Raw genomic sequence first — 26,479 nt, 5'->3', positions numbered from 1 at the left:
AGAGTATATTGAGTATTACAATACTCAAAGAATTAAGGTAAAACTAAAAGGCCTGACACCGATAGAGTATCGATATCAGGCCTTACAAGCAGCTTAACAAAGCGTCCAACTTTATGGGGTCACTTCATTATGAGGCTTTTTTTATGTCTTCTTAAAAGCGCTAAATCTAATGGATTCGACCACGAGTGAAGGAGTAATAGCAGGCGCAAAGCGCACTGATTAAAGTAAGCACCATAACAACTCTCACCACCCATAAAAGCTGGTCTAAATTATCAGGCCCTATACTTTGACTCCCCAGCATAATCGACATCAACATCATGACGACACCTGTACTAAAGAGATTACCCATATTACGTGACAAGCCCACTAAAGCAGAGGCGATACTCAACTTATCCTTAGAAGCAGAACCGATAATGGCATTGTTGTTTGGAGAGGAAAACAAACCAAAACCTATCCCTAAAAAGATCAAACCCACAAACACATAAGTAAGAGAGGTATCCATATCTAACCTTAGTAATAAAGCCAGCCCTAAGGCAAAACTCAAACACCCCAAAGTGGCTAAATACCTAGGTTCATATCTATCAGATAGACGACCAGAAATAGGTGCTAACACCATCATGATAAAAGTCTGTATCAAGACAAGTTGCCCGGCTTCAAAGGGCGATAATTCATGAATGTATTGCAGATAGAGACTCATTAAGAAAACAATTGGAAAGTTAGCGCTATACATTAAAAAACTAGACAGAATAGAGCGACTAAACACACGATTTGCACGCAATGCGCTAATACGAATAAGCGGCGATCCAGATCGCCCCTGCTGCTTAATAAATACATATAAGAGTACGAATCCTAAAGCGAGTGAAACAAGGTGAGCCATATCCTCAACATCGGACATACCAATAAAAAAGGCACTCACCCATGCGGCAAATAATAAGCTACCTAGCTTATCAAGACGCTCAACCTTTGCCGATTTCCACTCGCCTTTTACAAAGCTAAAAATCAGCATTAAAGCAATTAACATGACAGGTGTTGGCATCCAAAACACTGCACGCCAACCAAACTCCTGCGTTAGCCAGCCACCAATAATTGGGCCACAACTCAAACCTAAATACACAGAGGACGAGGTTAAACCTAGCGCAGCGCCACGATTAGAATTAGCAAATACCGCCCCGATAATACTCATGGAAGTCGCGGTAATTAAGGCAACAGAAAAACCTTGAAACACCCTTAAAGTTAAAAGTGATGCAATATCCTGCACTAGAAAAACAAATAGGGATAAAAGAGAAAAGAGAGTTACGCCTGTGATATACATGCGCTTTCTTCCCACCAAGTCAGCTAAACGCCCAGCAGGAAGCAGCAACACAATATTCCCCCACAGAAAACTCGTAGGCATCCAACTCACAGCACGAGCACTAGCATCCAAATCTCGAGCAATACTAGGAATGGCAATGCTCGCAGCAGACATACTGACGGATGTGACAAAAATAGCCAGGCACACACTCAGTAAAGCAAGCCACCTTGCTTTAGCGTGAGTATCATAAAAGTCTTGAAGTTGTGAGGCCGTCATATCATTCCTTGTCATAAGTGCAAATTATATGGGCACTTATATAAAACCTTTATCCGTGAAGGCGTTTAACCAATAAGGTGAGTGCAACAAAAACACAACAGGCAAGTAAAGCGATAAGGTTTTCTTGCATTATGGGTGAAAAGACTAAGAAGAACCCTTTGCCCTTAGTAAGCGCTGAGAAGCTAGAAACAAAAAATGGACAAAGTACGAGTCGCATTACCTGAAAGAAGTTATTTTTAATACGGTCAAGGTTGAGAGGCCCTGTCGCGAGTATTAAAGCCGTACCCACTATTAGTGCTATTCCCATAGAGTTAAGCCACAACCTCATATCCCAAGCAAAATAAGATGCGGCAATAACCAGATACCAAATCAAATAACACCACAGAATCAAAATACCGGTCGGCAATTGTTTTAAATATCTTAGCAGCATAACAACCCTTTTTTATTTTGTTTGTATCAATCCGTTAGCACTCTGACAACAGGCTCAGTCAGGCTAAAGTAACACATTTATGAAGACTTAAAGTAATTCAAAAAATGCGCTATTTACCTCTTTATGTTAACTCAATTACAAAGCTACAAGTTTATACAATGTCATCTAATTGTCATCAAACTAACCTAATCTTCAACCATGTCATGGCTAACTGCGTTTGCAGCCATCAATGAGGATTAGAATGCAAAAGTTAGATGTACAACAGCAGCTATTCAAAATCTTAGCTGACGAATCAATAACAGCTTACTTTCAGCCTATTTATGACCTAAATTCAGGTGAACTATATGGCCACGAAGCCTTGTCTAGAGGCCCTAAAGAGTCTGATTTGCACTCTCCTTTAACGCTTTTCCAACTAGCAGAAGAAAACAATAAATTACATCAGTTGGAACTACTATGTCGCGAGAAGGCCATTGTCAGATTTGCCGAACTTGCCCTACCAGGTAAACTCTTCTTAAATGTAAGTGCTTCTTTATTGAGTTCGCCTGAACATCAAAAAGGCATGACGCTTGCCATTTTAGAACGCTTAAACATAGCCCAACATAACATAGTCATGGAGCTCTCTGAGCAACATAAATTCGAACACGATGGCCTTTCCCATACCACCATAGAACATTATCGCCAAATGGGCTTTAAAGTCGCGATAGATGACTTGGGAGTGGGTTATTCCGGCCTGCAGCTTTGGTCAGAAATTCAACCTGAGATAGTCAAAATTGATAAACATTTTATTCAGAATGTCGATCAAGACCCTGTCAAAAAAGAATTTGTTCGCGCCATGGTTGCCATAGGCAATCGTTTGAATTGCGACATCATTGCCGAAGGGATAGAAACCCCTGAAGAGCTTAATCAGCTTATTAAACTTGGCGTTAAAAAAGGCCAAGGCTATGTACTGGGCCGCCCAACACCTAACCCAGTGGAAACAGAAAGTGATATTTTAAACGTCACCTTAAGCCGTCGCCGTTTTCAAAAACATGTGCGCGACAGTGTTATGTCTCTCTCTAAGAAAGTGCCGACACTCAAAGCAGGAGACGAATTAAAAACAGCAAGCCAACTTTTTAGTCAATCACCTGAGATTATGGCGATTCCTATCCTTAAAGACAGCAAGCCTATTGGCGTGATTCGCCGTAGCCAGCTGCATGAGTTATTTTCCACACCATACGGCAGGGCGCTATACGAACACACAGATGTGAGCCAAATGCTGACTCAAGACGCCCTCATTGTAGAAAGCCATATCAGCTTATCAACCGTGTCGTTACAGCTAACCAATCAAGATGCCACCAGCTTGAATAATGAAATCATTATTACGCAACAAGGCCAATACATAGGCATGGGGAGCTTAAAAGACCTACTAAAGCAGATCACAGAATTAAAAATACAAAACGCCACTTACTCTAATCCACTCACTTTATTACCGGGTAATGTTCCCTTGAACCGTGAGATTGATGAGAGGATGCAAACAGGTCAAAATTTTTTCATAGCCTACTTCGATTTAAATCACTTCAAACCTTTTAATGATGTATGCGGTTATGCCGCAGGGGATGAAGTCATAAAGCTAGTAGGCAAGTTAATTGAAAAACATGTAAATCAAGCCCAGCACTTTATCTCGCACATTGGCGGCGATGACTTTGTGGTCATTTTTTCAGACCTCAGTTGGCAAGCAAGATGTGAGAAAGTTTTAGCCGATTTTTCCCTTGGCATTCAGCAGCACTATAGCGATGCACAGTTAAAAGCCGGAGGAGTGAACGCCTTAGACCGTAACGGGGAAATGCGCTTCCATAGTTTGCTCAGTCTCGCCATAGGTGTCGTTCACCTATTACCAAACCAGTGTCAGAATCATTTACAGGTCGCAGAAATTGCCGCCCAAGCCAAAAAAGCGGCGAAAAAAAAAGGTGGAAACACCTGCCTATTATTTGATATGAACAAAAAACAAGCATCTAATGCGGCTTTATGCTGTTAGATGCTCTGTTACATTCACATAGCAAAGAAGACACTAATTTATGAATACGCTTCACTATAATTTTTGAGGCAGCCATTGCTTTAAGATCCATACAGGCTGACTGTCCGCCCATAAAAAATACTTTTACCCCTCTCATTACCACAGCCACTCCAAGCATAGAAATAACTTGATCAATTTTTTAAAATTTTCTTCATAAACAGTACGAATATCATTATTACTAATAAATAGTCGCAGTTTGTCCCAAATTGTGTGTAAACTGAGATGCTTGGAAAAAAGCTAATTCTGCTTGAATTTGAAATATTGTGTAAATGATTTTTAAATACATACATATTAAGCTAGGTAAAACCGAAAAACAGGAAGGAATCATGCGACCAGCAAATCCAGAATACATATTATTGGCACTAAGGACTCAGATTAAGCGCAACGGCTTAACCTACCCAAATCTAGCAAAAGAACTAGATACACCACTATCAACCTTAAAGCGCCATTTACATAACCCTAACATTGCACTTGAAAGGCTACTCACCTATTGCCAAGCGGCAAAAACCAGCTTAGAAGAAGTGCATGATTTAGCTTTTGAGCTAGAGAATTCAAAACTCACCTTATTTAGCAAAACCCAGGATGAGATTTTTATTCGCTACCCAGAGTTATATGACTTCTATCGTGAACTAAGATTTAAGTCAGATAATTTTGATCAACTTCTCGAAGAATATGGTTTAGATGAGTTAAGTGTTTACCCTTATTTAAGAAGCTTAGAAATTCTTGGCATTATCAACCTCCAAGAAGGCAATAGGTTCATCTTCAAAGGCCAAAGCTTTTACAACTTCCACCCAGATTCAGCTTTGAACAAAAGGATCGAAGAATCCTTGAAGAAGCAGCTAATTAACTCAGATGCGCCCGTCAGCTTAGGCTTATCAAGAATCATGATTAGCGCCAGTGAATTAGAAGAAATTGAATCAACCATATATAAAGAAATCCTTAATAAGCACAACCGCAATATCAAAAAGGGTTTCACCTCAAAAGAATATCAAAAAGACATTATCTTCACTCACCAACCTCATAAACTGGCGACACTATCCAAAGATGGTATCAAGCCTCTTCCTAACTCCTTCTTAGCTGAATTCAAACAATCATTAAGCGAAATAGAAGCCAGCGCAGACCATTCTGATATTAGAAGATCAGCCTAACTCCCCTCTTAATAAAACAAGCAAATCAACATATTGCCTGTTGTAAAGACTCCTTTTACGACAGGCTTGCTCCACTCGAATTGTTTTTAACCAAGATTTACCTAGGAAACCTAGTCAAGCTCCTCCACTAAGTGGCAGGCAATTAAATGCGCTTCGTTTGCTAATGCCTTAAGTTGTGGCGCCTGCTCTTTGCATCTATCCATGACCTTAGGGCAACGACTAGAAAAGTGGCAACCTTGGGGTCTGTTAATGGCAGAAGGTACGTCCCCTTGTAGCACTTGTCGTGCTTTACGTTTTCTGGGGTCTGCAACAGGAATAGCAGAAATAAGCGCCTGACTGTAAGGGTGCAAGGGCGCTTCATAAAGGCGTTGCGCACTCGTTAACTCAACGATTTTACCTAGGTACATTACCGCGACTCTATCTGAAATATGCTTTACCACAGATAAATCATGGGCAATAAAAATAAGGGCCAATTGCATCTCTTGCTGCAAGCTTAATAACAAATTCATGATCTGAGCTTGTACCGACATATCCAAAGCAGATACCGCTTCATCACAGACAATCAATTTAGGTTTTAACGCTATGGCTCTGGCGATGCCTATTCTTTGTTTTTGCCCCCCTGAGAATTCATGGGGATATTTCTCCATAGCCTCAATAGGCAATCCTACTTTAAGCAGAAGCTCTTCGGCCCATTGCCGCCTTTGTTTAGTATCACCCATTTGGTGAATTTCAAAAGGCTCTTGTAAAATATTCCCCACAGTATGGCGTCCATTTAAACTATCCATAGGATCTTGGAAGATGATCTGCATTTCTTTACGTAATGAGACCATTTGCTTCGACGTGTAGTGGGTTATATCCTGCCCTTGGAATATGATTTGGCCAGCACTTGGTTCCATCAATTTCAGAAGACTACGGGCTAGCGTACTTTTACCACAACCAGATTCGCCCACCAGCCCAAGGGTTTCACCCGCTTTTAAACTGAAAGAGACATCATCTACCGCATATAGATAACTGGCTTTTGAGAACCAAGAATCCGACAATTTAATGTGCTGACTGAGATGACGAACCTCTAATAAGGTTTTAGGCATTATTCACATCCTCTAAATGAAAACAACGCACTAAATGAGTCTCTGAATGTGAGTCTGAGTCAGCCTTGTCATAAGCCTCTAACTCTGGCTTTGAAGCCTCACATTGCTCAGTACTAAATTCACATCTATTACTAAAACGACATCCCTTTGGCATGTGTGACAAGCTAGGCACATTGCCTGGTATGGCTTTTAATTGAGTTTTACTCAAGGTATCGAGCCTAGGCATAGACAGCATTAATCCTTGGGTATAGGGGTGGCTTGGGGATTCAAACAAGGTAAAGACATCTGTGTGCTCCACCACGTTGCCCGCATACATAACGACAACTTGATCACACATTTCAGCAACCACGCCAAGATCATGGGTGATAAAGATAATCGCCATACCCGTTTCAGCTTGTAAATCACGCATGAGCTCAAGAATTTGCGCTTGTATGGTGACATCCAGTGCGGTTGTTGGCTCATCAGCAATCAGGATATCGGGTTCACAGGCCAAAGCCATTGCTATCATCACCCTTTGTCTCATACCGCCAGATAGTTGATGAGGATAAAGATCAAAACGTATCTCAGGTTCAGCAATACCCACCTTATCGAGCATGGCAATGGCGGCTACTTTACGCGCCTTTTTACTTAACTCAGGTTTGTGAAGCTCATACACTTCACTTAGCTGTCTGCCAATCGTATGCACAGGATTCAAGGCTGTCATGGGCTCTTGGAAAATCATAGAAATACGATTCCCACGCAAAGCATAACGCTCTGGCAAACTGAGTGCTGTAATTGAGCTTCCTTGATATAAGATATCGCCACCAATCACATTGCCATAGGGTTGTGGTAAGAGCCCCATAATGCTGGCAGCCGTGACACTTTTGCCACAACCGGATTCGCCTACTAGACCTAATGTTTGGCCTTTTTTTACGCTAAAGCTCACATCGTCTAATACAGTGATGGGGCCAGAGTCCGTTTCAAAGCTGACAGCCAGTTTCTCTACCCTAAGGATATGCTCTGCTTCCATCCTTTTTGTATCTAATGACGCGTGCTCATGGCTATGGCTCATTAAAGGGATTCCGCCCCGTGTTTTTCAACTCGGTTAACCGCTGGAAAGCTCTGCCCTGATTTTTTCGCTTTAAGCGTCTCTTTTTTCATGCCGTCATCCAGCCAAAACAAACCATATTCAAAACCAGATTCATCCGCTAAGGCCGTACTTAACCCAACCCCTAAAGTGTCAGGCAAACGCACATAACGCCAATGAGCTAGACGGGTGTAAGGCACTGAGTAGGTAGGAATAAAACAATCACACGCCATGATTTTTTCTTGAATCTGATGAGATAACTCAGCCTTTTTCTCAACATTAAATTCGCTATCGTAGGCGTCGATCAGCTTATCCATTTCTGGATCTTGGTAATTGGTAAAGTTATTGGTCTGTGGTTTGGCATTAGCAGAATGAAAATACTGCCAATACGCAGGTTTCATCCCTGACCCCATACCTTGAAACACTGCTTGATGTTTTTTCTCAAGAGCCGCTTTAAAACCAGTTGCTCCTTCAACCAAGTTTAGTTGTAAGTCTAACCCCGCCTTTTTCGCTTCTTCTCTTAACACAGCCGTTCTTGCAGAATGAGCCTTCCAAGAGTAGTTCATCACTAATACTAGCGGTTCTCCTTGGGCATTTACTCGAATACCATCACGACCTAAGGTGTCATAACCTGCTTTAGAAAAGTATTCGGCGGCAAGTTTAGGGTCGAATGGCTTAGCCTTCATATTAGGGTGATCATAAATACCTTTCCCTGATCCAAAACTTTGCAAATGAACATAATCCCCAAACAAGGCTGTCTCTATCATCTTATCCACATTAATAGAGTAAGCGATACCTTTACGCACATTAGCATCTTGCATTAACGGGTTTTCAAGATTTAACCAGACACCGGTAGCACCTTGAGGTGTATCATTAAACAACCAAGACTTTTCAATAAAACCCTTATCATAAAGTGGCCCCTTACCTTGGTTATGCCACACCCCAGGTAGTATCATTGAAAAAGCATCAATACTGCCTTTTTCAAAATGCTTCATAGCCACATCTTGGTCACGAATGATCTTTAATCTCACTCTGTCTACGTTATAACGGTTTTGATAGTAAGGGTTGTTATATCCCCACCAATCTTTCACCTTCACAAACTCAATAGACTTGCCCTTTTTCACCTTACCTAAAACATAAGGCCCAGTTACAGGCTCAGCTTTCCAGTTAAAGCGCTTAACAAAGTCTTTAGGTAGCCCATTTGGATAAAAGTGCTTGGGTCTAGGTGTTGCCCCTAAACGTGCTAATAAATCATCTTGAGGTAACCTATCAGCCGAATGAAGTGCAAAGGTATCCTCGTCATAAACCGTGATCCCTGTGATGCTATTAGTATAATAGTCCTTATACCAAGGCGCTTTGGCGTTATCACTGCGCATATACTCAAATAAGAACTCAAAATCAGCCGTGCTAATGTCAGCGCCGTCCGACCAGCGGGCAGTTTTATCTAGTTTGAAATACACCGTCTTTTGGTCATCATCAAAGGCCCATTCTGTGGCCAATGACGGCAAATACTCGCGGGTATTTGGGTGCATCTGTAACAGGCCAGGTTGGCCATCTAATAAGAAAGGTCGAAAGGATCCGTTTGAGTCAGGCCCTATAGTACGAAAAGTCAGCGGAAAGGTGCTTAAGCGCAAGTTATACACACCACCTTGTTTCGCATTCTTATCTGCGAAAAGCGGTGCATCTGGGCCGGATGTCCAATTAAGGTTAGTGGGTAAAGCCGCCGCCTGAGCCAAGCTAGATAAAAGCAAAGCACCTAAGCCTGTTTTCAGACTAGCTCGCAAAAAAGTCATTGTTTTCATACCTTTATTCCTAAGCAAGAAATTAACGATAACGAGTATATTTTTTAGGATCAAAGGCTTCTCTCACCCCTTCTCCGATAAAGGTCACCATGGTTAATACCAAGACAATGGCACTGACCACAGAGGCGCCTATCCAATAGGCATCCATATTAGATTTCCCCTGCTGCAGTAAGTCTCCCCAACTAGGGGTTGGAGGCATCAAACCTAAGCCTAAATAATCCAATGCGGTTAAAGCACTAATATTAGCCACCACACCAAAGGGGGCTAAAGTCACTATCATCACCATGGTATTGGGTAAAATGTGTTTCAAAATAATACGCCACAAACCTGCACCTTGGGCTCTTGCAGCTTGCACATATTCTCGTGCTTTTTCCTTATAGGTTAGCGTACGCATGTACCAAGTAATGCCCATCCAACCAAACATTACATTAATTAAAACAAAGAGAAAGAAACTGGGTTGGATAATTGAGACAAGAATCATAATGACATACAAGAAAGGCACCATGGACCAAATTTCTATGCCTCGCTGCATCAAGAGGTCAAACTTGCCACCCATGTACCCCATTAAACAGCCAATCACCACGCCTATGCTATAACACAGGGTAAGGGTTAATAGGGCAAACCAAATGGCGATACGAAAACCATATACCAAACGTGCCACCACATCTCGCCCTAATACATCGGTACCGAGATAATGACTGTCTTGCCAAGATGGAGGGTTAGGTGGGTAATTAACACCATCAAAGTCTTGCTCGAACGCATTCCAAGGCACAGGCGGCATAAGCACCCAATTCCCTTGATCTTCCTCGGAAAACGTTTGTGCTAACACTCGATAATCCACCTCATAGGCGTAATCTAATCCAAAGTCTTCCCCAACATTCACTCCTGTGTAGGTGGGGAAATACCATTGGCCTTGATAGCTCACCATGAGGGCTTTGCTGTTAACAAAGACTTCTGCAATACAAGACAGCAGAATCAACAAGGAGAGAAGAATAAAAGAATAGTAACTACGCTTTATCTGACGAAAGCGCGTTAGCTTTTTTTGAGTGAACGGATTAATACTAAACACCTTAGGCTCCAAACTTCACTCTAGGGTCAACCAAAGCCACACACAGGTCTGACAAGATGTTCCCTAACATTAACAAGATAGAAGACACAGCTAAGATCCCCATTACCACTGGGTAGTCTCTTTCCATCAGAGCGTCATAACCTAGCAAGCCAATGCCATCAATATCGAATACCACCTCAATCAAAAAAGATCCCGCCACAAACACAGACACCACATTGCCTAAATGACTCGCGATCGGGATGACACTGTTACGAAAGGCATGTCGTGTTATCGCCTGTTTAAATGACAAGCCTTTTGCCATGGCTGTTTTCACATAATCCGCCGCTAGATTTTCTAACAGGCTGTTTTTCATTGTCATGGTAAGAATGGCGAAATCCCCTATGACATAACAAATCATTGGCAAAACAGCATGTTGAGTAATATTCCAAACCTTGCCCCAGAAATCTAAATAATCAAAATCATCCCCGACAAAACCGCCCATAGGCAGCCACTCAAGCTGAAAAGAGAAAACACTTATCAAGAGGACAGCGACAACATAGTTGGGTAAAGCATAGCCTGTGAATATCATCACAGAGCTGACATTATCCATCTTGCCACCATGTTTCAGGGCTTTTAATACTCCCAAGGGAATGGAGACGAGGTAACTGATAATAAAGGTCCAGAAACCATAAAATAAAGAGACGGGGAGACGTTCGACTATCATGTCCCACACGGGTTCATAATAGCGACTGGATTCGCCAAGATCTAATCGGACTAAGCGATTTAGCCAGTCCCAATACGCCTCTATAACAGGCTTATCTAATCCATAAAAAGCATTCAGTTCATCGATTTGATCTTGTGACAGGGTTTGAGAAATTTGAGAATTAACAGCGCGGCCACCATCTTGGGTTTGCTGCTGCATTTGCGCAATCATACGCTCCACTGGGCCACCAGGCACAAAACGAGTCATGGCGAAGACCAAAAGTGTCACCCCAATAAAAGTCGGAATGATGAGCAACAAACGACGAAAGAAATAAGCCTGCAAATACATACCTCATAACAAAGACTTAAAGTTAATCTTACTCCTAACTTACCTCATTCAGCCGGGATAACGAAGCGCTATCAGGGTAAAGAAAACACCGAATAAGAGATATCCTCTAAATAATAGGAAGTAAAATAAAAATGATGTAGCAAGCAGGGTTAAATCGTCTCATCAAACTGAATCTGGCGCTGGTTTAATTGCATTTTTTTCATCGAAACTTTTCCCTAACAAGAGAGCTTTTGCATTATGATGATAACTCATAGTAATAAGCTTATGTAAAAGTCACATAAAAGGATGGGTGTATGTTGGGGATCAGTGTTTGGGGGTTAGCCTTAGGTCAGGCCCTATTAATTACGGGAAACATTTTATTGGTCTCAGTGACTGCTCTGATTGGCCATAAACTCAGTCCGAATCTTGGTTTGGCCACCTTACCCATTGCCCTTCAATTCCTTGGCTTAATGGGAGTTACCTTACCTGCTGCTTTACTGATGCGTCATCTTGGCCGTAAGCGTGTATTTTTAATCGGTAACCTAATTGGCGTTGCTGGTGCATTCCTCGCTTACTACTCACTTTCCATCAATCATTTCGCGCTTTTCTCAAGCTCAACCTTTTTGCTTGGGGTGGCCATAGGTGTGGGGCAGCAGTATCGTTTTGCAGCAATAGATAACTGCCCTGAAGGCAAAGCCCCGCAAGCCATCAGTCTGATCATGGCAGGGGGTATTCTCGCTGCCTTTTTAGGCCCGAACCTTGCTGTTTGGGCGGAGTTTTTAGTACCTGACACCCAATACATTGGCGCTTTTGCAGCCTTAATTATCCTTTATATCAGCACCACTATCTTGGTCGCTTTATTGCCGTTGAAAAAGCCCACCTTAGAAGAGCAATCTGGCACACCAAGATCTTATATAGAGCTTTTAAGCCAGCCAGATTTAATCGCTGCCGTGGTTGCAGGTGTTATCGGTTATGGGGTCATGGTCTTAGTGATGACAGCTACACCTCTTGCTATGCAGGGTTGTGGCTTTGATTTTGGTAGCACCGCCAGTGTTATCCAATGGCATGTGTTAGGCATGTTCGTCCCTTCTCTCTTTACCGGTAAACTGATTGCCCGTTTTGGTACTACCAAGGTGATTCAAGCAGGTTGCTTGTTCTTGTTAGCGGCCTTGATACTCAACCAGTTCGGCATCACCTATTGGCACTTCTTCTTTGCCCTAGTGATGTTAGGTGTCGGTTGGAACTTTACCTTTATTGGTGCCACCAACTTGCTAAGCAAAACCTACCAACCAAGTGACAAGGCTAAGGTTCAAGGTTTAAATGACTTCTTGGTATTTGCCTTTGCAGCAATCGCCAGCATGTTGGCAGGTTATTGGCAAAGTGCCCTAGGTTGGGAGATGCTAAACATGCTGATGATACCAGCTGTGATCATAGCGATGGCCTGTGTATTTTTCAGTACTAATAAAAGCAAGCAACAAAATGCACTTGCCTAAACAAATAGGTTTGTTACGGTCCAAAGCCCTGAGTTAAAAAGCCTGTCTCAAATTTAAACAGAGCTAACTCCTCGACACTAAATTTGGCAGGCTTAACCGCTTTAGACTTAGAGAACTGATTCACCATAAAAACAAAAGGTCTTAATTTAGGGCCTTTAGTTTCATCTGTTACTTGCACAAAACCAGCCAAATTCACCACCCCTTGCATAGAGCCAGATTTGGCTAAAACACGTCCTTTTAACATGTCATGTTTTAAGCTTTCTCTGTTTTTTAACGTGCCGGATTGTGCTGCGATAGGCAGTACCTCAACTAACCAAGCGAACTTAGGATGAGATAACCAAAGCTCCAAAACCTGATACACGCTAGTTGCATACAGCAAGTTTTCACGAGATAAACCGGACCCATCTCGTACCACCAAACCTTGGCTATCTATCTGATTTTTATCTAATAAAGACATAAGCGCCAAGCTTCCTTTTTGATAGGCATCAAGCATTTTAAAGCTGGCAGCACCTGCGTTTTCACTTAAAACATATTGATGACCGGACGCCTTAAATAACGCATCTGCAACCAAGTTATCTGACCTTTGCAGCATCCGCGCCACCAACTTAGTTAATGGCGCAGAATGATGCGTGATGCGCTTAACACTCTTATCATTGTTTGCGAGCCAAGAAGGTGCTTGATCAATAAAGCTAACCTCTATCTCAGAACCGAACCCCAATAAGGCCAGCTCTTGCATGAGAATATGCTTAAAAAAGGCATTCGCCTCATTAGCTGAAAAACCTAAAGGTAAGGTTTTCCGTTTTTCATCAATACAGCCAGTCAATCGATAGTGATTAGCGCCTAATACCTTAAGCAGTACCTGGCAGCTTTCGGCTTGATTGGTGGCGAGGGTCACCACTTGGTTTTCGACAGTCAAAGGTGAGTTGGGGGTCAGGTAAAAGTGAGCTAACTGCCCAGTCTTTGTTGCCTTCAAATTACCAAAAACACAGTTTCTATTGATCATGGCGGCACTCGTTGGTGCGGCAAAACAAATACCATGATCATTCCACACTTGCCCTAAACTCCAAGCATGACCTTGATAACGACTCGCATCAATTTCGACCTTATCCAGCTTTTTCACTCCCGCTTTAGCAAGTGTCATCAGCAGGGCATGTAGATCTTTGTGTGTGAAACTCGGATCACCTGTGAGCGTAAGCGTTAAAGGTCCTGTTAATCGGCCTTGGTTGAGGGTTTTCTCATCATAAGCAAGTTCGGTTTTAAAACGGTAGTTTTTGCCTAAAACCTCTGTAGCCAAGGTTGCAGTGAATATCTTCATCAAGCTTGCAGGATTAGCAAGGTACTGGGTGTTTTGCGAATGCCAATCAGACTGAGTAATGACAAGCGCGCCTTTAGGGGCATTGTTTAATAGGGTTTGAGACTGGGCAGCCATGCTAATTAAACAGGTTAGAAAGATGAAAGCAGCCTTGAAACACCCTTGCTTAAATTGTGTTGCCATTTCAACCATTCTGCATCCTGCCCATTCAATCTTGAAAGAAAAACATCTTAGCAGCCCTAGGACTTAACCACTAGCTAAGCAAAATTAACCCTCAGAGAGAACTGGCTATTGCTCTTTCTCTGCACTAACATGACATCCTATTTCGGAGGGAAGCTGGATACCTTGCATGGATAAGCAACAGATCTTTTCATTATTAAAACAAGGCAATGTTACCAAGATAAGCATTGCCTATTTCATCTCATTTTTTGGTACGGCTATGGCGCCTATCGCCATGGCGTTTGGTGTGCTTGAACTAACAGGTTCAACCAAAGACTCAGCCATTGTCATTGCAGCACCTATTACAGGTTCGATTATCATCATGCTTCTTGGTGCTGCGATAGCTGATCGCACATCGCGCAAAGCCATGATAGTGGTCGCCGACATTATTGCCATGCTGGCTCAATTGATCATTGCCTGCTTGTTTATTTTTGAGTTGGCTAATATCGTCAACCTCACCATTTTAATGCTCATCAATGGTATTGCTTTTGGCCTGCATGCCCCAGCTGCCATGGGGTTAATTCCACAGTTGGTGAAGAAAAAGGACTTACAAGGCACTAATGCTATTGTTGGCATAGCACGTAGCAGCGCTATGATCTTAGGCGCCGCCGCCGGAGGGATTTTAGTCGCAACATTTGGTGCTGGCATGACCTTATTAATTGATGCAGGCACCTTTGCCCTAGCTACTTTTCTCGTGATTAGTCTACGCCCAAGCAAGCAAATCAAAAGTCAGGGTGAGTCCATTATTCAAGAGCTCAAACTTGGCTGGAAAGAGTTTATTAGCCGAAAATGGCTATGGGTGATTGTGGTGCAATTCTGTTTTATTGTGGCATCCGTTGAAGCTGTCTATGGTTTGATCGGCCCAGCTGTTGCAAGGGATCAAATGGGAGGCGCAGCCGATTGGGGGCTTATTGCAGCGGCCATTGGTGCCGGTACTATTGTTGGTGGTATTGCGTCATTTTATATGCGTTTTACTCACCCTCTGAAAGTCGCTACCTTGACCTCTTTTAGCTTTAGTTTCATTAGCTTAGCTTTAATTATGCCACTGCCATTACATTGGATTATGCTGGCTGCGTTTCTAGGGGGAATCGGCTGGGAGATGTTTTCGATTCTATGGACAACGACCTTACACCAAGCGATTCCCAGCCATATGCTTTCTCGTGTCAGCGCCTATGACCATATTGGTTCCATTGGCCTTGCGCCTCTGGGTATCGTGGTCGCCGGCTTCTTATATGAATCATTAGGCTTTCAAATCGTTCTCATACTTTGCGCTTTGACCGTCATTATTCCGACTGTCTGGGTTTATTGCGTACGCGAAGTCAGAGAGTTCGAAATCGCTAATCTTGAGACAAAAGAGAGTCCAGAAGCGCCGTCAGCTCAGCCGACAAATTAGCACCTTGTGTTAGTGCCTGACCCTCGTATAGGTTAGGCATTAACAAGGCCTCTTTACTGGTCGCTTTCAATACATAGATTTGCGCTGGGCTAAGGGGCTTATCGAATCCAGCCAGCACAGTATCTAACGCCTTATCAAATAAGGCCTCCAATTGTTTGAACAAGCCAACACTGGCCTCCTCCATCTTATGACTCTCCCCCAACATAATGCGGTATACCGCCAGACGGTTTTTATCAGCAAGCCAAACATCCCAAACTCTTAACCACTGTTGCAAAGGCGACTGAGCCTTATCATTGACATCAGCAAGGTCAGTCTCAGCATTTTCTAAGATGCGTAATAAAGCCTGATGCCAGAGAATCTGCTTACTGGAAAAATTACTGTAAACCGTCGGTTTAGAGACTTCTGCCGCCACAACCACCTGATCAATACTGGTGCCTTGATAACCCACTCGGCTAAACAGTGTCAGAGCGGTTTCAATAATATGCGACTTCTTTGAAGGGCGACCACGGGCCATAACACTTTCCTTTTCTCAAAAAACTATTCACAAGAACTATTCACAAAAAACGATTGCCTATCTAGGCAGACAAACTAATCAAGCTAAATCAACCCGTTAAGCACGCATTCAAAATTTTTATCAAGACAGGGCTTGACCAAACTTGATTATCACATTAAATTAACTAAACGGTATAGTTAATTAATTAACTGGACGTTAAATTAATCACTCACTTTGAGGTCACACAATGAAAAGCGAAAACGGCTTTTATGGACAATATGGCGGCAGCTATATTCCAGAGATTTTGTACAGCAGCCAGCAACAGATTCTTACCACCTTTGAAGAAGCGAAGAATGATCCTAGCTTTGTGGCAGAACTGCATAAGCAATGGCAGCAGTATTCTGGTCGTCCAACGCCTTTGACTCATTGTGAGAATCTCACTCAGCATCTAGGTGGCGCCCAGGTTTACCTAAAACGTGAAGACCTAAATCACTCAGGTGCTCACAAGATGAATAATGTAATTGGCCAAGGTTTATTGGTTAAACGCATGGGTAAAAAACGTGTCATTGCAGAAACAGGTGCAGGCCAGCATGGTATCGCTACGGCCTTGGTCGCTTCTCGATTAGGGCTAGAGTGCACCATCTACATGGGTGCTAAAGACGTGGCACGCCAATACCCGAATGTCTTTTGGATGCGACAGTTAGGTGCCACAGTCGTGCCTGTAAAAACAGGCTCGCAAACCTTAAGAGATGCTTTAGATGAGGCGTTGCGAGACTGGTCTTCAAGCTATGAAGATAGCCATTACTTAATTGGAACGGCATGTGGCTGCGCACCTTTCCCTGAAATGGTGACCTATTTTCAGTCGGTTATAGGCCAAGAAGTACAGCGCCAATCATTAGCTCAATTCGATCAACTACCTGATCGACTTTATGCTTGTGTAGGCGGTGGCTCTAACGCATTAGGCTTATTTACGCCTTTCTTAGAAGATAAGGAAGTGGAAATGGTCGGTGTAGAGGCGGCGGGTCGTGGTATGGATATGGGTGATCACTCAATTCGTCTATCTCACAACCTAGGCCAAGCAGGCATTGCCCAAGGTTTTGCTAGTGTTTTTCTACAGGATGACCAAGGTCAGCTACAGGAAACTCACTCAATCGCAGCGGGATTAGACTATGTTGGGGTGTCGCCAATTGTTGCTCATTTGGCAGAAACACAAAGAGTCCGTATGAGCTATGCCAATGACGAAGAGGTTTTGGCCGCCTGCTCATTACTCTTGCAAAAAGAAGGCATTATCCCAGCACTGGAGTCATCACACGCTCTCGCGGTTGCCTTTAAAGAAGCAGCAGACATGCGACCTGATCAGCACATAGTCATTAATTTATCTGGCCGTGGTGATAAGGATATTTTCAACGTCGCCAAAGCCTTTGATGATAAAGAGTTTGCACCTTTCTTAGAGGAGTATCTTAAAAACTATCATGAACAAGATACCGTTCAGGATCTATCTGAGAGCCTATCCCAGGAGACACATGCATGAGCCAGTTAGCTAATTTTATTAATGCCAAGCAACCATTAACAAGCCAACCTTTGGCCATGACGCACGTTATTTATGGTTACCCTAGCATAGAAGCCAGTCTTGAATGGATGCAAGCTTTACTTGAAATGGGCGTCGAGACTTTAGAGGTTCAGTTCCCTTTCTCGGACCCAGTGGCAGATGGGCCAAGCATAGTTCAAGCCTGTCATAAGGCATTAGAATCCGAACCTAAAATACAGCAATGTTTAACCGATCTTGGGCGTTTAGGACGGGACTATCCAAACTCTAAAATTTTGTTAATGAGCTACCTCAATCCGGTTTATCGCTTTGGTATTACAAAGCTCGTAAAAGAGGCGGCTGAACAGGGTTTAACTGGGCTAATTCTGCCAGATTTACCCATTGAACACGCGGCTGAGTACCAAGATGCCTGTGTCGAACATAACCTGGACGCCATCTGGTTAATCACACCGAATATGCCAACAGAGCGCATCAAGCAGATCGCGACTCAAGCCACTGGCATGCTGTATTGTGTGAGTCGTTCTGGGGTGACGGGGCAGAAATCCAGTTTGCAAACTGAATTTGATTTAGCCGCCTATTTAGCTGAAATACGCCAGCATACGGATGTTCCATTAGCCGTTGGTTTTGGCATCAGGTCACCACAACAGGTAGCAGAACTAACAGGTCTAGCAGATATTGCCATTGTGGGTTCAGCTTTGCTCGACGCACACAACCAAGGTGGCATTGCCACAGGTAAAGCAATGGTTGCGAATCTTTTCCCTCAGCTAGCTTAACCTTTTCTTTAACGCCTCATATAAGAAGCCCCGACTGGATCAACCGTCAGGGCTTCTTATATTGCAGTGTCGCACTTAATATCTGAATTTAGGGCCTTTATTAATACACATCCTGAACATAACGCCCTGCTTGCTCTAATTCAGAAACCGTTAGCTGCTCTTGTTTCAGAATATTATCCAGTGATGCTCTTACTCCATCAGCCATCACCTTGCTACCACAAACCATAATTTGAGCGCCTTCTAGAATGCGTTTAGAAATATCCTTGGCATCATCCGTTAATAGGTTTTGCACATATTGAGGTTTAGCAGATCGCGAAAAGGCGAGTCGAAGCTGTTTTAATCTTGATGTGGCTAAGGCTTGGCTCAAATTATCCTCATAGATAAAGTCCGAGTTTTGCAATCTACCACCCCAGTAAAGGTAATAAGGCACTTGTTTCTCGTTTTGTTTGATAAAACCCTGTAACGGTGCCATTCCGGTACCTGCCCCTATCATGATGACTGAGCTTGCATCTTGAGCAGGTCTAAAAGAGGCTTTCTTTTGGATAAAGGCTTGTATCGAATCCCCTTCTTTTAGGCCATGTAAGAAACCAGAACATTCCCCTTCAAGCTGTTTACGTACACAGATTTCTAGCATGCCATCTTGATCACAGCTGGCTAAGGAGTAATAGCGAACAAAGTCAGAACCCGGTGGCATGATACCCACTAAATCACCCACTTCAAACTTTGGCCACGGCATGTCAGGGGTTAAGGCAAAAGCCTCATCAATTGCTGGATTTAATACGCTTTCAGCTTGGGCTCCCGCTTTAAAACGCAGAATCCTAACAGGGGCATTTACTTCATCACCATAGTGGCTTTGCTCAACAAGTTTCATCTGAAATGGACTGACTTTTTCCTTATCTAATTTCAAACATAGACTTTGATTAAGGCAGGTAGAGACGTTTTCTATCCAAGTATCCAAGCTCGTTTGGCAAAACTTATCAATCGCGGTTAAAGGCAACATTTGCTTAAAGCCCTTCTTGGCAACTAAGGCTTCAACCTGCTTCGCAAAACCAATAAAGTGCTTAAATTGGCTATCACCAAAGCCTAGGACATTGACCTGACAATCTTCTGATAAGCTAAGATTTTTGGCTTTTTCCAAGAAAAGTGAAGCACTTGAAGGCGCTTGACCTTCACCATAGGTAGAGGTCATGAAAAAGACATGCGTTGCCTTGGCATATTGCTCTTCCACCTGATTCATTTTATTGAGGTGTACCTTGTTACCCGCTGTGATTAACGCCTGTGAAAACTCCTGCGCAAAACGCCAAGTACTCAGACCTTCACTACCCGCCAAGATGACAATGTTTGCCTCTTGTGCTTCTACATAGTTTTGCAAACTTAAGCTATCTGTCTGCCCAAACGCCTTCGAATTAATACGTTTACGTACCCAAATGATGATGCCAGTGATACCAATAATAGGCAGTGTCAGACTCGTCAGACCTAAGAAAAGTGTCCAAAGCCCCATGCCTTCACCAGTATGAAGCGCACTAATAAATTGACTAACCTGATAGAAACTTGAATGGGGTTGAAACTCTAGCCAAAGACCCGTTTCAGGGTGAATATAACCAAGACCGAACTGAGTCTCTAAGGTGTAAACAGAGCTAGGGTCATCAGCATAAGGAAACCCAAGACTAACCAGTTCACTTGCATCTACTTCTTTAAGTGCAGGTAAATTCTCAATAGATAAAGTTTGAGCATTTTTTGAGTACTCTAAAGAAGTTTGCTCAACAAAAACAGCCTCAGGGTAATCTGGTTCTGCTGGGGTTGCCTCTGGCAACAAAGAGAAAGTGGTTGCGCTTAAGTAGAGAGCAGTAAGCGTTAAGATCAAGGTGCCTACCAAGGCAAAACGACTTAATTCAATATGAAGCTTTTGACTTGTACTGCCTTTGGCTAATTTAAAGAAGTGTTTGATGCCCCCAAGGCGTCGAATCATTAAGAAAAGTCCACTAATGCTCAACGCAAGTAAAGCAAAGGCAACAAATGCCACCAGCATTCTACCTATATCACCCATTTGCATGGAACGATGGAAGTTTTTCATCCAGTTATAAAGATCAGACCTTTGATGTGCTTGCACTTTTAAACCTGTCACAGGATCAATTTGGTCTTCACCATAGCTCTGATCATTTGAGAAGGAGACTAAAAAGAGCCCGTTTTGTGTTCGAGTTAGTTGCTCTGCACCTGGATAATCTTGTTTTACTTTATCCGCAAGTGTCGCTAATGAAGTCTGACCAAGATTTAACTTAGGTGCTGTCGCGGCTTCGTTTAGGGTCTCTAAAGATAAAATACTGCCAGATAAGGCAATCAGAATAATAAAGAAGGTGGCAGGAATCGCGAGCCAAGTATGAATTAAGCGAGACATAAGTCCTCCTAGTAGTCAGCCTGAAAAGGGGGAAACAGACTGACTATAGAACTGGGTTAAAAGACGCTAAAGGATTAATAAAGGTTAAAAGCGATAAACAAACGATTTGACATACCCCTTACCTGATACGGCTTGGCCAATGCCTTGCTGAGTTAAAGGCACAACAACATCAGAGGGCACATCTCGTTTATCTTCGACCGAGGTATCGATATGGATAAAGTAATTTGAGTCTATGTATTTATCATCGATAGTGACAAAGAAGTTTCTGCTACGATTTTTGTGCAAACTTGCACCTGTTTTACCATCGAACTTTAACGAGCGGTTGGCACGCTTCCAATCTCGCAAATGCTTCTGATACTTTTTCTTACGGCCTTCTACTGCAAGGGTTTGAACCAGACGACCATTAGCATCCATTAGATAAACCGCCACATAGGCGCCATCTCCGTTATACCCTTTCATGGTGAGCTGCATATCAACTGACTTTGCAAAGGCAGAACTAGATAGCCCAAATACGGCAAGGAAAACGATTAAACTTTGAATGGGTTTCATGAGTATCACTCCTTCTTTAGATTAAGAAGGAGTATAAGGAGCGAACCTTAAGCCAGACTTAACGCATTTTAATCTGGCAAAAAACCTTTAGTTGCTCTTTTTAAATGAGCGTTTGTTGCGGTACATATCAATATCGGCATGTTTTATCATTTCAGAAATAGGTTGATAATTACCTTTTTTAGACTCAGCAATACCAATTGCCATGGTCACCTGATAATCACTAAACAATGCTTTTTGCGACTCGGCAAAGTGCCGAGTTACCCTGTCAATCAGTACTTTAGCGCCGTCTTCGCCTGTCCCCACTAGTGCCAAGATAAACTCATCACCACCACGTCTACTGGCAATATCCGCTTCTCTTAACTCTTGGCTAAGTACTTCGGCTAATAGGCATAACAACCTATCTCCCATGTCATGACCATAATGATCATTCACATATTTAAAATTATTAATATCAATAAACAGAATACAAATTGGCTCGCGCTTTCGTTTAGATTGTTTGAGCGCTTGGCTCGCCAAATTATCAAACAAGCTTCGGTTTGTTAAACGTGTAAGCGGGTCATGGGTGGCATTAAAAGTCAGTTGGTTTTCAGACCTTTGTTTTTCTATCACCACACCAGAGATATGAGCGGCTAGAGTCAGGATTTCCAATTCTTCTTCTCTTGGCGTGGCCTTACTGGAACTATAAATCGCGAAGGAGCCGTACATTTCTCCTTTAGAAAGCACGATAGGCACGGACCAACAGGAACCTAGATTGGCTTTCTTTACCAGATCCCGAAACACTACCCAGTTTTCATGAGTGGTGACATCGTCAACTATCACGGGCTTATTACAAAAAACGGCTGCGCCACAGCTCCCTACTTTGGGCCCAATTTTTAAACCTTCAATCGCATCGTTATAAAAGTCAGGCAGTTTATTCCCAACCGTTAAATGCAAGGTATTATCATGAGGGTCCAATCTGAGAATACTGGCAAAACGTTCCTCATCTAGGTCCTCAATAATGGACTGTAAGGTTTCGAATATTTGACACTGAGATGCACCAAGCGCGATATCTGAGAGCACTTCGGCACAACGTCTGTAGGCATCTAGTAAAAAGCTATGTTCCATTACCTTCCTCGCTGCTGCTTTAAACGACTCGCCGTTTAAACAGTATCAAGTTTCTAATATATGTCATTAAAATAGGTGATATCAATCCACCTATTTATTTCGTCTCACATTTTTGGCGAATTCGCTTGCTCATGTGCAATACGCACAATTTCTTTCACTATCATGGGGTACCCCATAAAATAGCCTTGAAATAAGTCACAGCCAAAGCGTTGCAACATAAGCAGATGATCATTGCTTTCTATCCCTTCTGCAATCACCTCAAGTCCCAAACTATGCCCCATTGTGGTAATTGTCAAAGCAAGAGGGTGGTGATCACCATGTCCTGATAAATTTTTAACAAATGATTGGTCTATTTTCAGTTGATCAAAAGGTAACTGTTGTAAATAAGACAAAGACGAATAACCTGTTCCAAAGTCATCAAGGGAGAGAAGCACACCCAGTTTTTTTAAGGCGTGCATCTTTTCTAAAATATTCATCTTGTCATTGATTAACATGCTCTCTGTTAATTCAAACTGCAAAAGTCTTGCCTGAGCCCCTGTCTCTTCTAGTATCTGCTCCACCAGCTCAACAAAGTTATCCTGAGAGAACTGTAAAGCACTCACATTGACTGACATTTTGACCTGTTTTAATGCTGGATCTTCCTGCCATAAGGCCAAGGTTTGGCAGGCTTCTCTTACTACCCACTCTCCGATGGGAATAATTAACTTTGACTCTTCTGCTAATGGAATAAACTGAGCGGGAGAAATAACACCATCCTCTGGGTGCATCCAACGTATCAAAGCTTCAACGCCTCTCATACTGCCAGAACGATCAAACTGAGGTTGGTAATGCAAGAGGAACTCTTGTCTATCCAGCGCTTCTCGCATTGCCGCTTCTAAGTTGACCCTTTGCAGTATCTTTTCTTGCATTTGCGGAGAGTAAAAACAGTAACGATTACGGCCTGTTGATTTTGCCTCATACATAGCCAGTTCCGCATGTTTAAAGGCATCAAAAACCTCATTGATTGAGTCATCAATTTCGGTAATGCCAATACTGCTGGAAATATAAAAGTGGTCTCCATCAATCTCAAAGGTTCTAGAAATAGCATCATTGAGATTAGCCGATACACGCTTAGCTCGATAAAGCGCTCTGCCTGGGTCAAAACTGATATCGACCCCTTCAAGCAATATGATAAATTCATCACCGCCAAAGCGTGCCACCATATCCGTCTTTCTCACCACATCCACCAGCCTTAATGCCACCTGCTGCAATAGCTTGTCACCTACAGAGTGACCTCTACTGTCATTAATATTTTTAAAGTGGTCCAGATCAATAAAGAGCAAGGCATGACGAATTAAAGGGGCATAATGTCCTTCAACACTGACTTCTTCGGTTACAAATTGAGCTTGATGAATAAGTTGCTCAACCTTTTCAGAGATCATTTTTCGGTTTGGTAAGCAGGTCAAAGAATCATAAAAACTTAACTGATTAATCATCTGCTCATTTTGCTTGGTTAAACTGATGTCCTTGATAATAAAGACATAATAGAGAGGCAGGTTTTCATCACTATACACAATCGAGATAGTCGTCAGTTCTGGCGCAATTTCACCACACTTTTTACGGTTCCAAACCTCCCCTTCCCAATAACCAAACTCTTCTAAATGGTTATAAATTTTACGAAAGAAAGCATCATCATGACGGCCAGACCTTAAAATACGTATGTCTTCGTGGATGACTTCTGTTTCTTGATAGCCAGTTATACGCTGAAACGCCTTATTCACTCTCACTATCTTATGCTGCAAATCTGTAATTAAAATACCGTCTTGGGTATTAAAAGCTGTTGCGGCAATTCTGAGCTCGTTCTCTGATTTTTTACGACGGCTCACATCTCTCGCTAACGCCACAAAGCAAGGGCGATTTTCTTCGACCCTTTCCGTAAAAGACACGGATAATTCAAACCAGTACTCACTCTCCCCTAACTCAAGGCAAAAGCTATTACCCTCTGAATACCCTTTAGCTTGCGCTTCTTCAAACGAGTTTTTATAAACACTGACCGCCTCTAAAGGGAACAGCTCCATCAAATTACGGCCAACAATGTCAGGGCCAAATTGACTGGCTAATAGTTTGTTGGGAAAGTGGCAATGCAAAACCTCGCCCTTATCATCTATCTCAAGTAAGAGGTCCGGAATGGCTTCAAGTAACCCCAACAAGCGCTTATTGGCATGAGTCATATCTTGAGTACGCTGCTTAACTACCTCTTCTAAGCCTTGCTTGGAAATATAAATATGCCTTAGCAAACCAACAAGCCCCGCAATTAACAGGCTAATCAAGGCTGTCAGCAGTATCTCGCCTTTTAACCTAGACCAAGAGGACCAACCAGACACAGGCACCAACTGCAGCTGCCAGATGTCATTAGGCACCTTGATATCTATATTGACCGAATCATTAAAGTCCACAGAAGAAGAGTCTGTGATCAGCACCTCTTGCTGAGCCAGACGTTTGACCAGCCGATATTCATAACCTTGCTGGCTTAACTTCTGAAAATTGGCCTTGTTAAGCAAAGCATCTAAAGTCACAGCTACATTGGTAAAGCCCCAAAACTCATTTTCTCCTTGGGCATTAGGCAAAAGAACAGGCCAGCGGCCGATAATAGCGACGCCCCCTTGTACCATTTTCACAGGCCCAGCCAAGGTTAACTTGCGAGAAGTGCGCGCCTTATTGGCTTCTTCCTGTTGTTGCTTAAATTTCAATTGATTTAAGCCAACAGAGGCCTCATTACCCGCCATGGGATAAACTAGCGTGATAATGCCATTCGGGGATAAGGTAAAGTGGGAAACCACTGGGTAAATTTGATGCAGGCTTTTTGCATAAGAATCAAAAAAACTCAGATCCCCATTTGTTTCTTTAACCATGGCAGCCAAAGCATAATTTGCCGACATATTATTAGCTATGGTGGTATTTATCAGCGCAGCATGATTCTGCCCTAATGCCAGAGCAGATGCCTTGTGACCTTCATATGCCAGCGCCTCCACTTGTTTTAGTACAAAGAAAGACGTCACCATGCCAACGAATAATAAAACGAAGAAAATTCTACGTGGTGAAAGCAGTAACCGACGAACATAATCACGCATAAGGTTAGATAGTTACCTAATAGACGCTCCGTGAATACCCAAGGCTAACAAGCCCGCTTGTGAACTCTGTTCAGTAAAAGAATAGCAGATGAAAAAGAGAATGCTGACTTCAAAGCGAAGCAAATTTATCTAAGCATGAAAAAAGCCCCGAAGATGTCTCTTCGAGGCTTTTTAGAAAAGTTGCGGTTTAATGCAGGTCACACCTGAAACAAGAAATTCCTGATAAGATCTTTACCACCTTCTGTCGCAAAGGATTCTGGATGGAACTGAATGCCTTGGATTGGATACTCTTTGTGGCGCACACCCATAATTTCAAAATCACCACCTGCACGAATCACAGCTAAGTTAGTAAAGTCGGCTTCAGCCAATTCACCCACACTAGACGTGACTTCTAAGGCTTCAGGGAAACTCTCGTTTTCTGCCACCAGCGAGTGGTAACGCATGATTTCTAGCTGATCAGGAATGTCTTTAAAAATACCTTCGCCATTATGTGCTATCGGGCTAGTTTTACCGTGCATAGGTAAAGGGGCTTTCACCACCTTACCGCCAAACACATGCACCATACCTTGCATGCCTAAGCACACGCCCATCATAGGGATGGTTTTACCTAGGTCACGAATAATGTCTGCGCACACACCAAAGTAGGCTTCATCATCAGGAGAGCCAGGGCCAGGTGAGATAATAATACGATCAGGTGACAGGGCTTTTAGCTCTTCAATGCTAACCTCGTCATTACGCTTCACCACGACGCTAAAGTCTTGAATGTTGCCACGCATTTTCTCGCTAGTCAGAATCTCACCAATAAACTGATAAAGGTTGTAAGTAAAAGAGTCATAGTTATCAATAATATAAACCTTCAT

At 42.8% G+C, this 26,479-nt stretch carries 21 protein-coding genes; 7 read left to right on the top strand and 14 right to left on the bottom strand.

The features are described from left to right. On the top strand, positions 1–97 hold a 97-nt coding region (locus tag OA91_RS24085; protein ID WP_157203854.1), incomplete at its 5' end, for an IS3 family transposase. A gap of 69 nt (positions 98–166) precedes the next feature. Here the strand turns inward: OA91_RS24085 and OA91_RS17055 are convergent. After that, positions 167–1,567 (bottom strand): MFS transporter, encoded by a 1,401-nt coding sequence (locus tag OA91_RS17055; RefSeq protein ID WP_063339217.1) that lies wholly within the window; start codon positions 1,565–1,567, stop codon positions 167–169. 49 nt (positions 1,568–1,616) lie between these two features. Beyond that, on the bottom strand, positions 1,617–1,997 hold the full coding sequence (locus OA91_RS17050) for a hypothetical protein (RefSeq protein WP_063339216.1): 381 nt from the start codon (positions 1,995–1,997) through the stop codon (positions 1,617–1,619). Positions 1,998–2,238: 241 nt separating this feature from the next. On the opposite strand from OA91_RS17050, the gene OA91_RS17045 reads away from it, so the two are divergent. Together OA91_RS17045 and OA91_RS17040 are read left to right on the top strand one after the other, a co-directional pair. Continuing rightward, positions 2,239–4,011, top strand: a complete 1,773-nt coding sequence (locus OA91_RS17045) for a GGDEF domain-containing protein (protein WP_063339215.1) — start codon at positions 2,239–2,241, stop codon at positions 4,009–4,011. A gap of 365 nt (positions 4,012–4,376) precedes the next feature. Then, a complete protein-coding gene (locus OA91_RS17040) occupies positions 4,377–5,198 on the top strand; it encodes a hypothetical protein (protein ID WP_046015583.1) in 822 nt (273 codons plus the stop codon). A gap of 110 nt (positions 5,199–5,308) precedes the next feature. Here the strand turns inward: OA91_RS17040 and OA91_RS17035 are convergent, their stop codons facing one another. The 5 genes from OA91_RS17035 to OA91_RS17015 are packed head-to-tail and all read right to left on the bottom strand — an operon-like array spanning position 5,309 to position 11,253. Continuing rightward, on the bottom strand, positions 5,309–6,286 hold the full coding sequence (locus tag OA91_RS17035; protein WP_063339214.1) for an ABC transporter ATP-binding protein: 978 nt from the start codon (positions 6,284–6,286) through the stop codon (positions 5,309–5,311). After that, positions 6,279–7,337, bottom strand: coding sequence for an ABC transporter ATP-binding protein (locus OA91_RS17030; protein ID WP_157203860.1), 1,059 nt, complete (start codon positions 7,335–7,337; stop codon positions 6,279–6,281). Before OA91_RS17030 ends, OA91_RS17035 begins: the two co-directional genes overlap by 8 nt. Beyond that, complete coding sequence (locus tag OA91_RS17025) at positions 7,337–9,154, bottom strand: extracellular solute-binding protein (protein ID WP_082827987.1); 1,818 nt, start codon at positions 9,152–9,154, stop codon at positions 7,337–7,339. The genes OA91_RS17030 and OA91_RS17025 overlap by 1 nt, the downstream gene beginning before the upstream one ends. A gap of 22 nt (positions 9,155–9,176) precedes the next feature. Then, the gene (locus OA91_RS17020) at positions 9,177–10,223 is read right to left on the bottom strand and encodes an ABC transporter permease (RefSeq protein ID WP_063339213.1); all 1,047 of its coding nucleotides are present in this window, start codon (positions 10,221–10,223) and stop codon (positions 9,177–9,179) included. A 1-nt stretch (position 10,224) separates the two neighbouring features. After that, entirely contained in the window at positions 10,225–11,253 is a 1,029-nt protein-coding gene (locus OA91_RS17015; protein WP_082827986.1) for an ABC transporter permease subunit, read from the bottom strand. Between the two features lie 293 nt (positions 11,254–11,546). Here OA91_RS17015 and OA91_RS17010 point away from each other — a divergent pair, with 293 nt between their 5' ends. Further along, the gene (locus OA91_RS17010; RefSeq protein ID WP_063339212.1) at positions 11,547–12,725 is read left to right on the top strand and encodes an MFS transporter; all 1,179 of its coding nucleotides are present in this window, start codon (positions 11,547–11,549) and stop codon (positions 12,723–12,725) included. A 13-nt stretch (positions 12,726–12,738) separates the two neighbouring features. Here the strand turns inward: OA91_RS17010 and dacB are convergent, their stop codons facing one another. Next, complete coding sequence (gene dacB / locus OA91_RS17005) at positions 12,739–14,229, bottom strand: D-alanyl-D-alanine carboxypeptidase/D-alanyl-D-alanine endopeptidase (protein WP_063339211.1); 1,491 nt, start codon at positions 14,227–14,229, stop codon at positions 12,739–12,741. Between the two features lie 157 nt (positions 14,230–14,386). On the opposite strand from dacB, the gene OA91_RS17000 reads away from it, so the two are divergent. Then, positions 14,387–15,649 carry an MFS transporter gene (locus tag OA91_RS17000; protein ID WP_063339210.1) on the top strand — a complete coding sequence of 421 codons (1,263 nt, stop codon included), beginning with the start codon at positions 14,387–14,389 and terminating at the stop codon, positions 15,647–15,649. On the opposite strand, the gene OA91_RS16995 is transcribed toward OA91_RS17000, so the two are convergent. Beyond that, the gene (locus tag OA91_RS16995; RefSeq protein ID WP_063339209.1) at positions 15,594–16,163 is read right to left on the bottom strand and encodes a TetR/AcrR family transcriptional regulator; all 570 of its coding nucleotides are present in this window, start codon (positions 16,161–16,163) and stop codon (positions 15,594–15,596) included. The two genes, OA91_RS17000 and OA91_RS16995, sit on opposite strands and share 56 nt — an antisense overlap. A gap of 226 nt (positions 16,164–16,389) precedes the next feature. Here OA91_RS16995 and trpB point away from each other — a divergent pair, with 226 nt between their 5' ends. Both trpB and trpA read left to right on the top strand, forming a co-directional pair. Beyond that, positions 16,390–17,673: a tryptophan synthase subunit beta gene (gene trpB, locus OA91_RS16990; protein ID WP_063339208.1), complete on the top strand. Its 1,284-nt coding sequence runs from the start codon at positions 16,390–16,392 to the stop codon at positions 17,671–17,673. Further along, the gene (gene trpA, locus OA91_RS16985; RefSeq protein ID WP_063339207.1) at positions 17,670–18,461 is read left to right on the top strand and encodes a tryptophan synthase subunit alpha; all 792 of its coding nucleotides are present in this window, start codon (positions 17,670–17,672) and stop codon (positions 18,459–18,461) included. The genes trpB and trpA overlap by 4 nt, the downstream gene beginning before the upstream one ends. 100 nt (positions 18,462–18,561) lie before the next feature. Here trpA and OA91_RS16980 read toward each other — a convergent pair whose 3' ends face one another. The 5 genes from OA91_RS16980 to OA91_RS16960 all read right to left on the bottom strand — a co-directional run bounded on the left by OA91_RS16980 (position 18,562) and on the right by OA91_RS16960 (position 26,479). Beyond that, complete coding sequence (locus OA91_RS16980; RefSeq protein WP_063339206.1) at positions 18,562–20,856, bottom strand: PepSY domain-containing protein; 2,295 nt, start codon at positions 20,854–20,856, stop codon at positions 18,562–18,564. Between the two features lie 84 nt (positions 20,857–20,940). Next, positions 20,941–21,405: a DUF2271 domain-containing protein gene (locus OA91_RS16975; protein ID WP_063339205.1), complete on the bottom strand. Its 465-nt coding sequence runs from the start codon at positions 21,403–21,405 to the stop codon at positions 20,941–20,943. A gap of 87 nt (positions 21,406–21,492) precedes the next feature. Beyond that, positions 21,493–22,509: a sensor domain-containing diguanylate cyclase gene (locus OA91_RS16970; protein ID WP_046015570.1), complete on the bottom strand. Its 1,017-nt coding sequence runs from the start codon at positions 22,507–22,509 to the stop codon at positions 21,493–21,495. 104 nt (positions 22,510–22,613) lie between these two features. Then, complete coding sequence (locus tag OA91_RS16965) at positions 22,614–25,619, bottom strand: EAL domain-containing protein (protein WP_063339204.1); 3,006 nt, start codon at positions 25,617–25,619, stop codon at positions 22,614–22,616. Positions 25,620–25,816: 197 nt separating this feature from the next. Beyond that, positions 25,817–26,479: an anthranilate synthase component II gene (locus tag OA91_RS16960; RefSeq protein WP_063339203.1), complete on the bottom strand. Its 663-nt coding sequence runs from the start codon at positions 26,477–26,479 to the stop codon at positions 25,817–25,819.

The sequence above is a fragment of the Marinomonas sp. SBI8L genome (assembly GCF_001624705.1).
GTDB lineage: Bacteria > Pseudomonadota > Gammaproteobacteria > Pseudomonadales > Marinomonadaceae > Marinomonas.
Note: the sequence above shows the minus strand (reverse complement) of the source record. Positions and strands in the feature narration are given on the sequence as shown.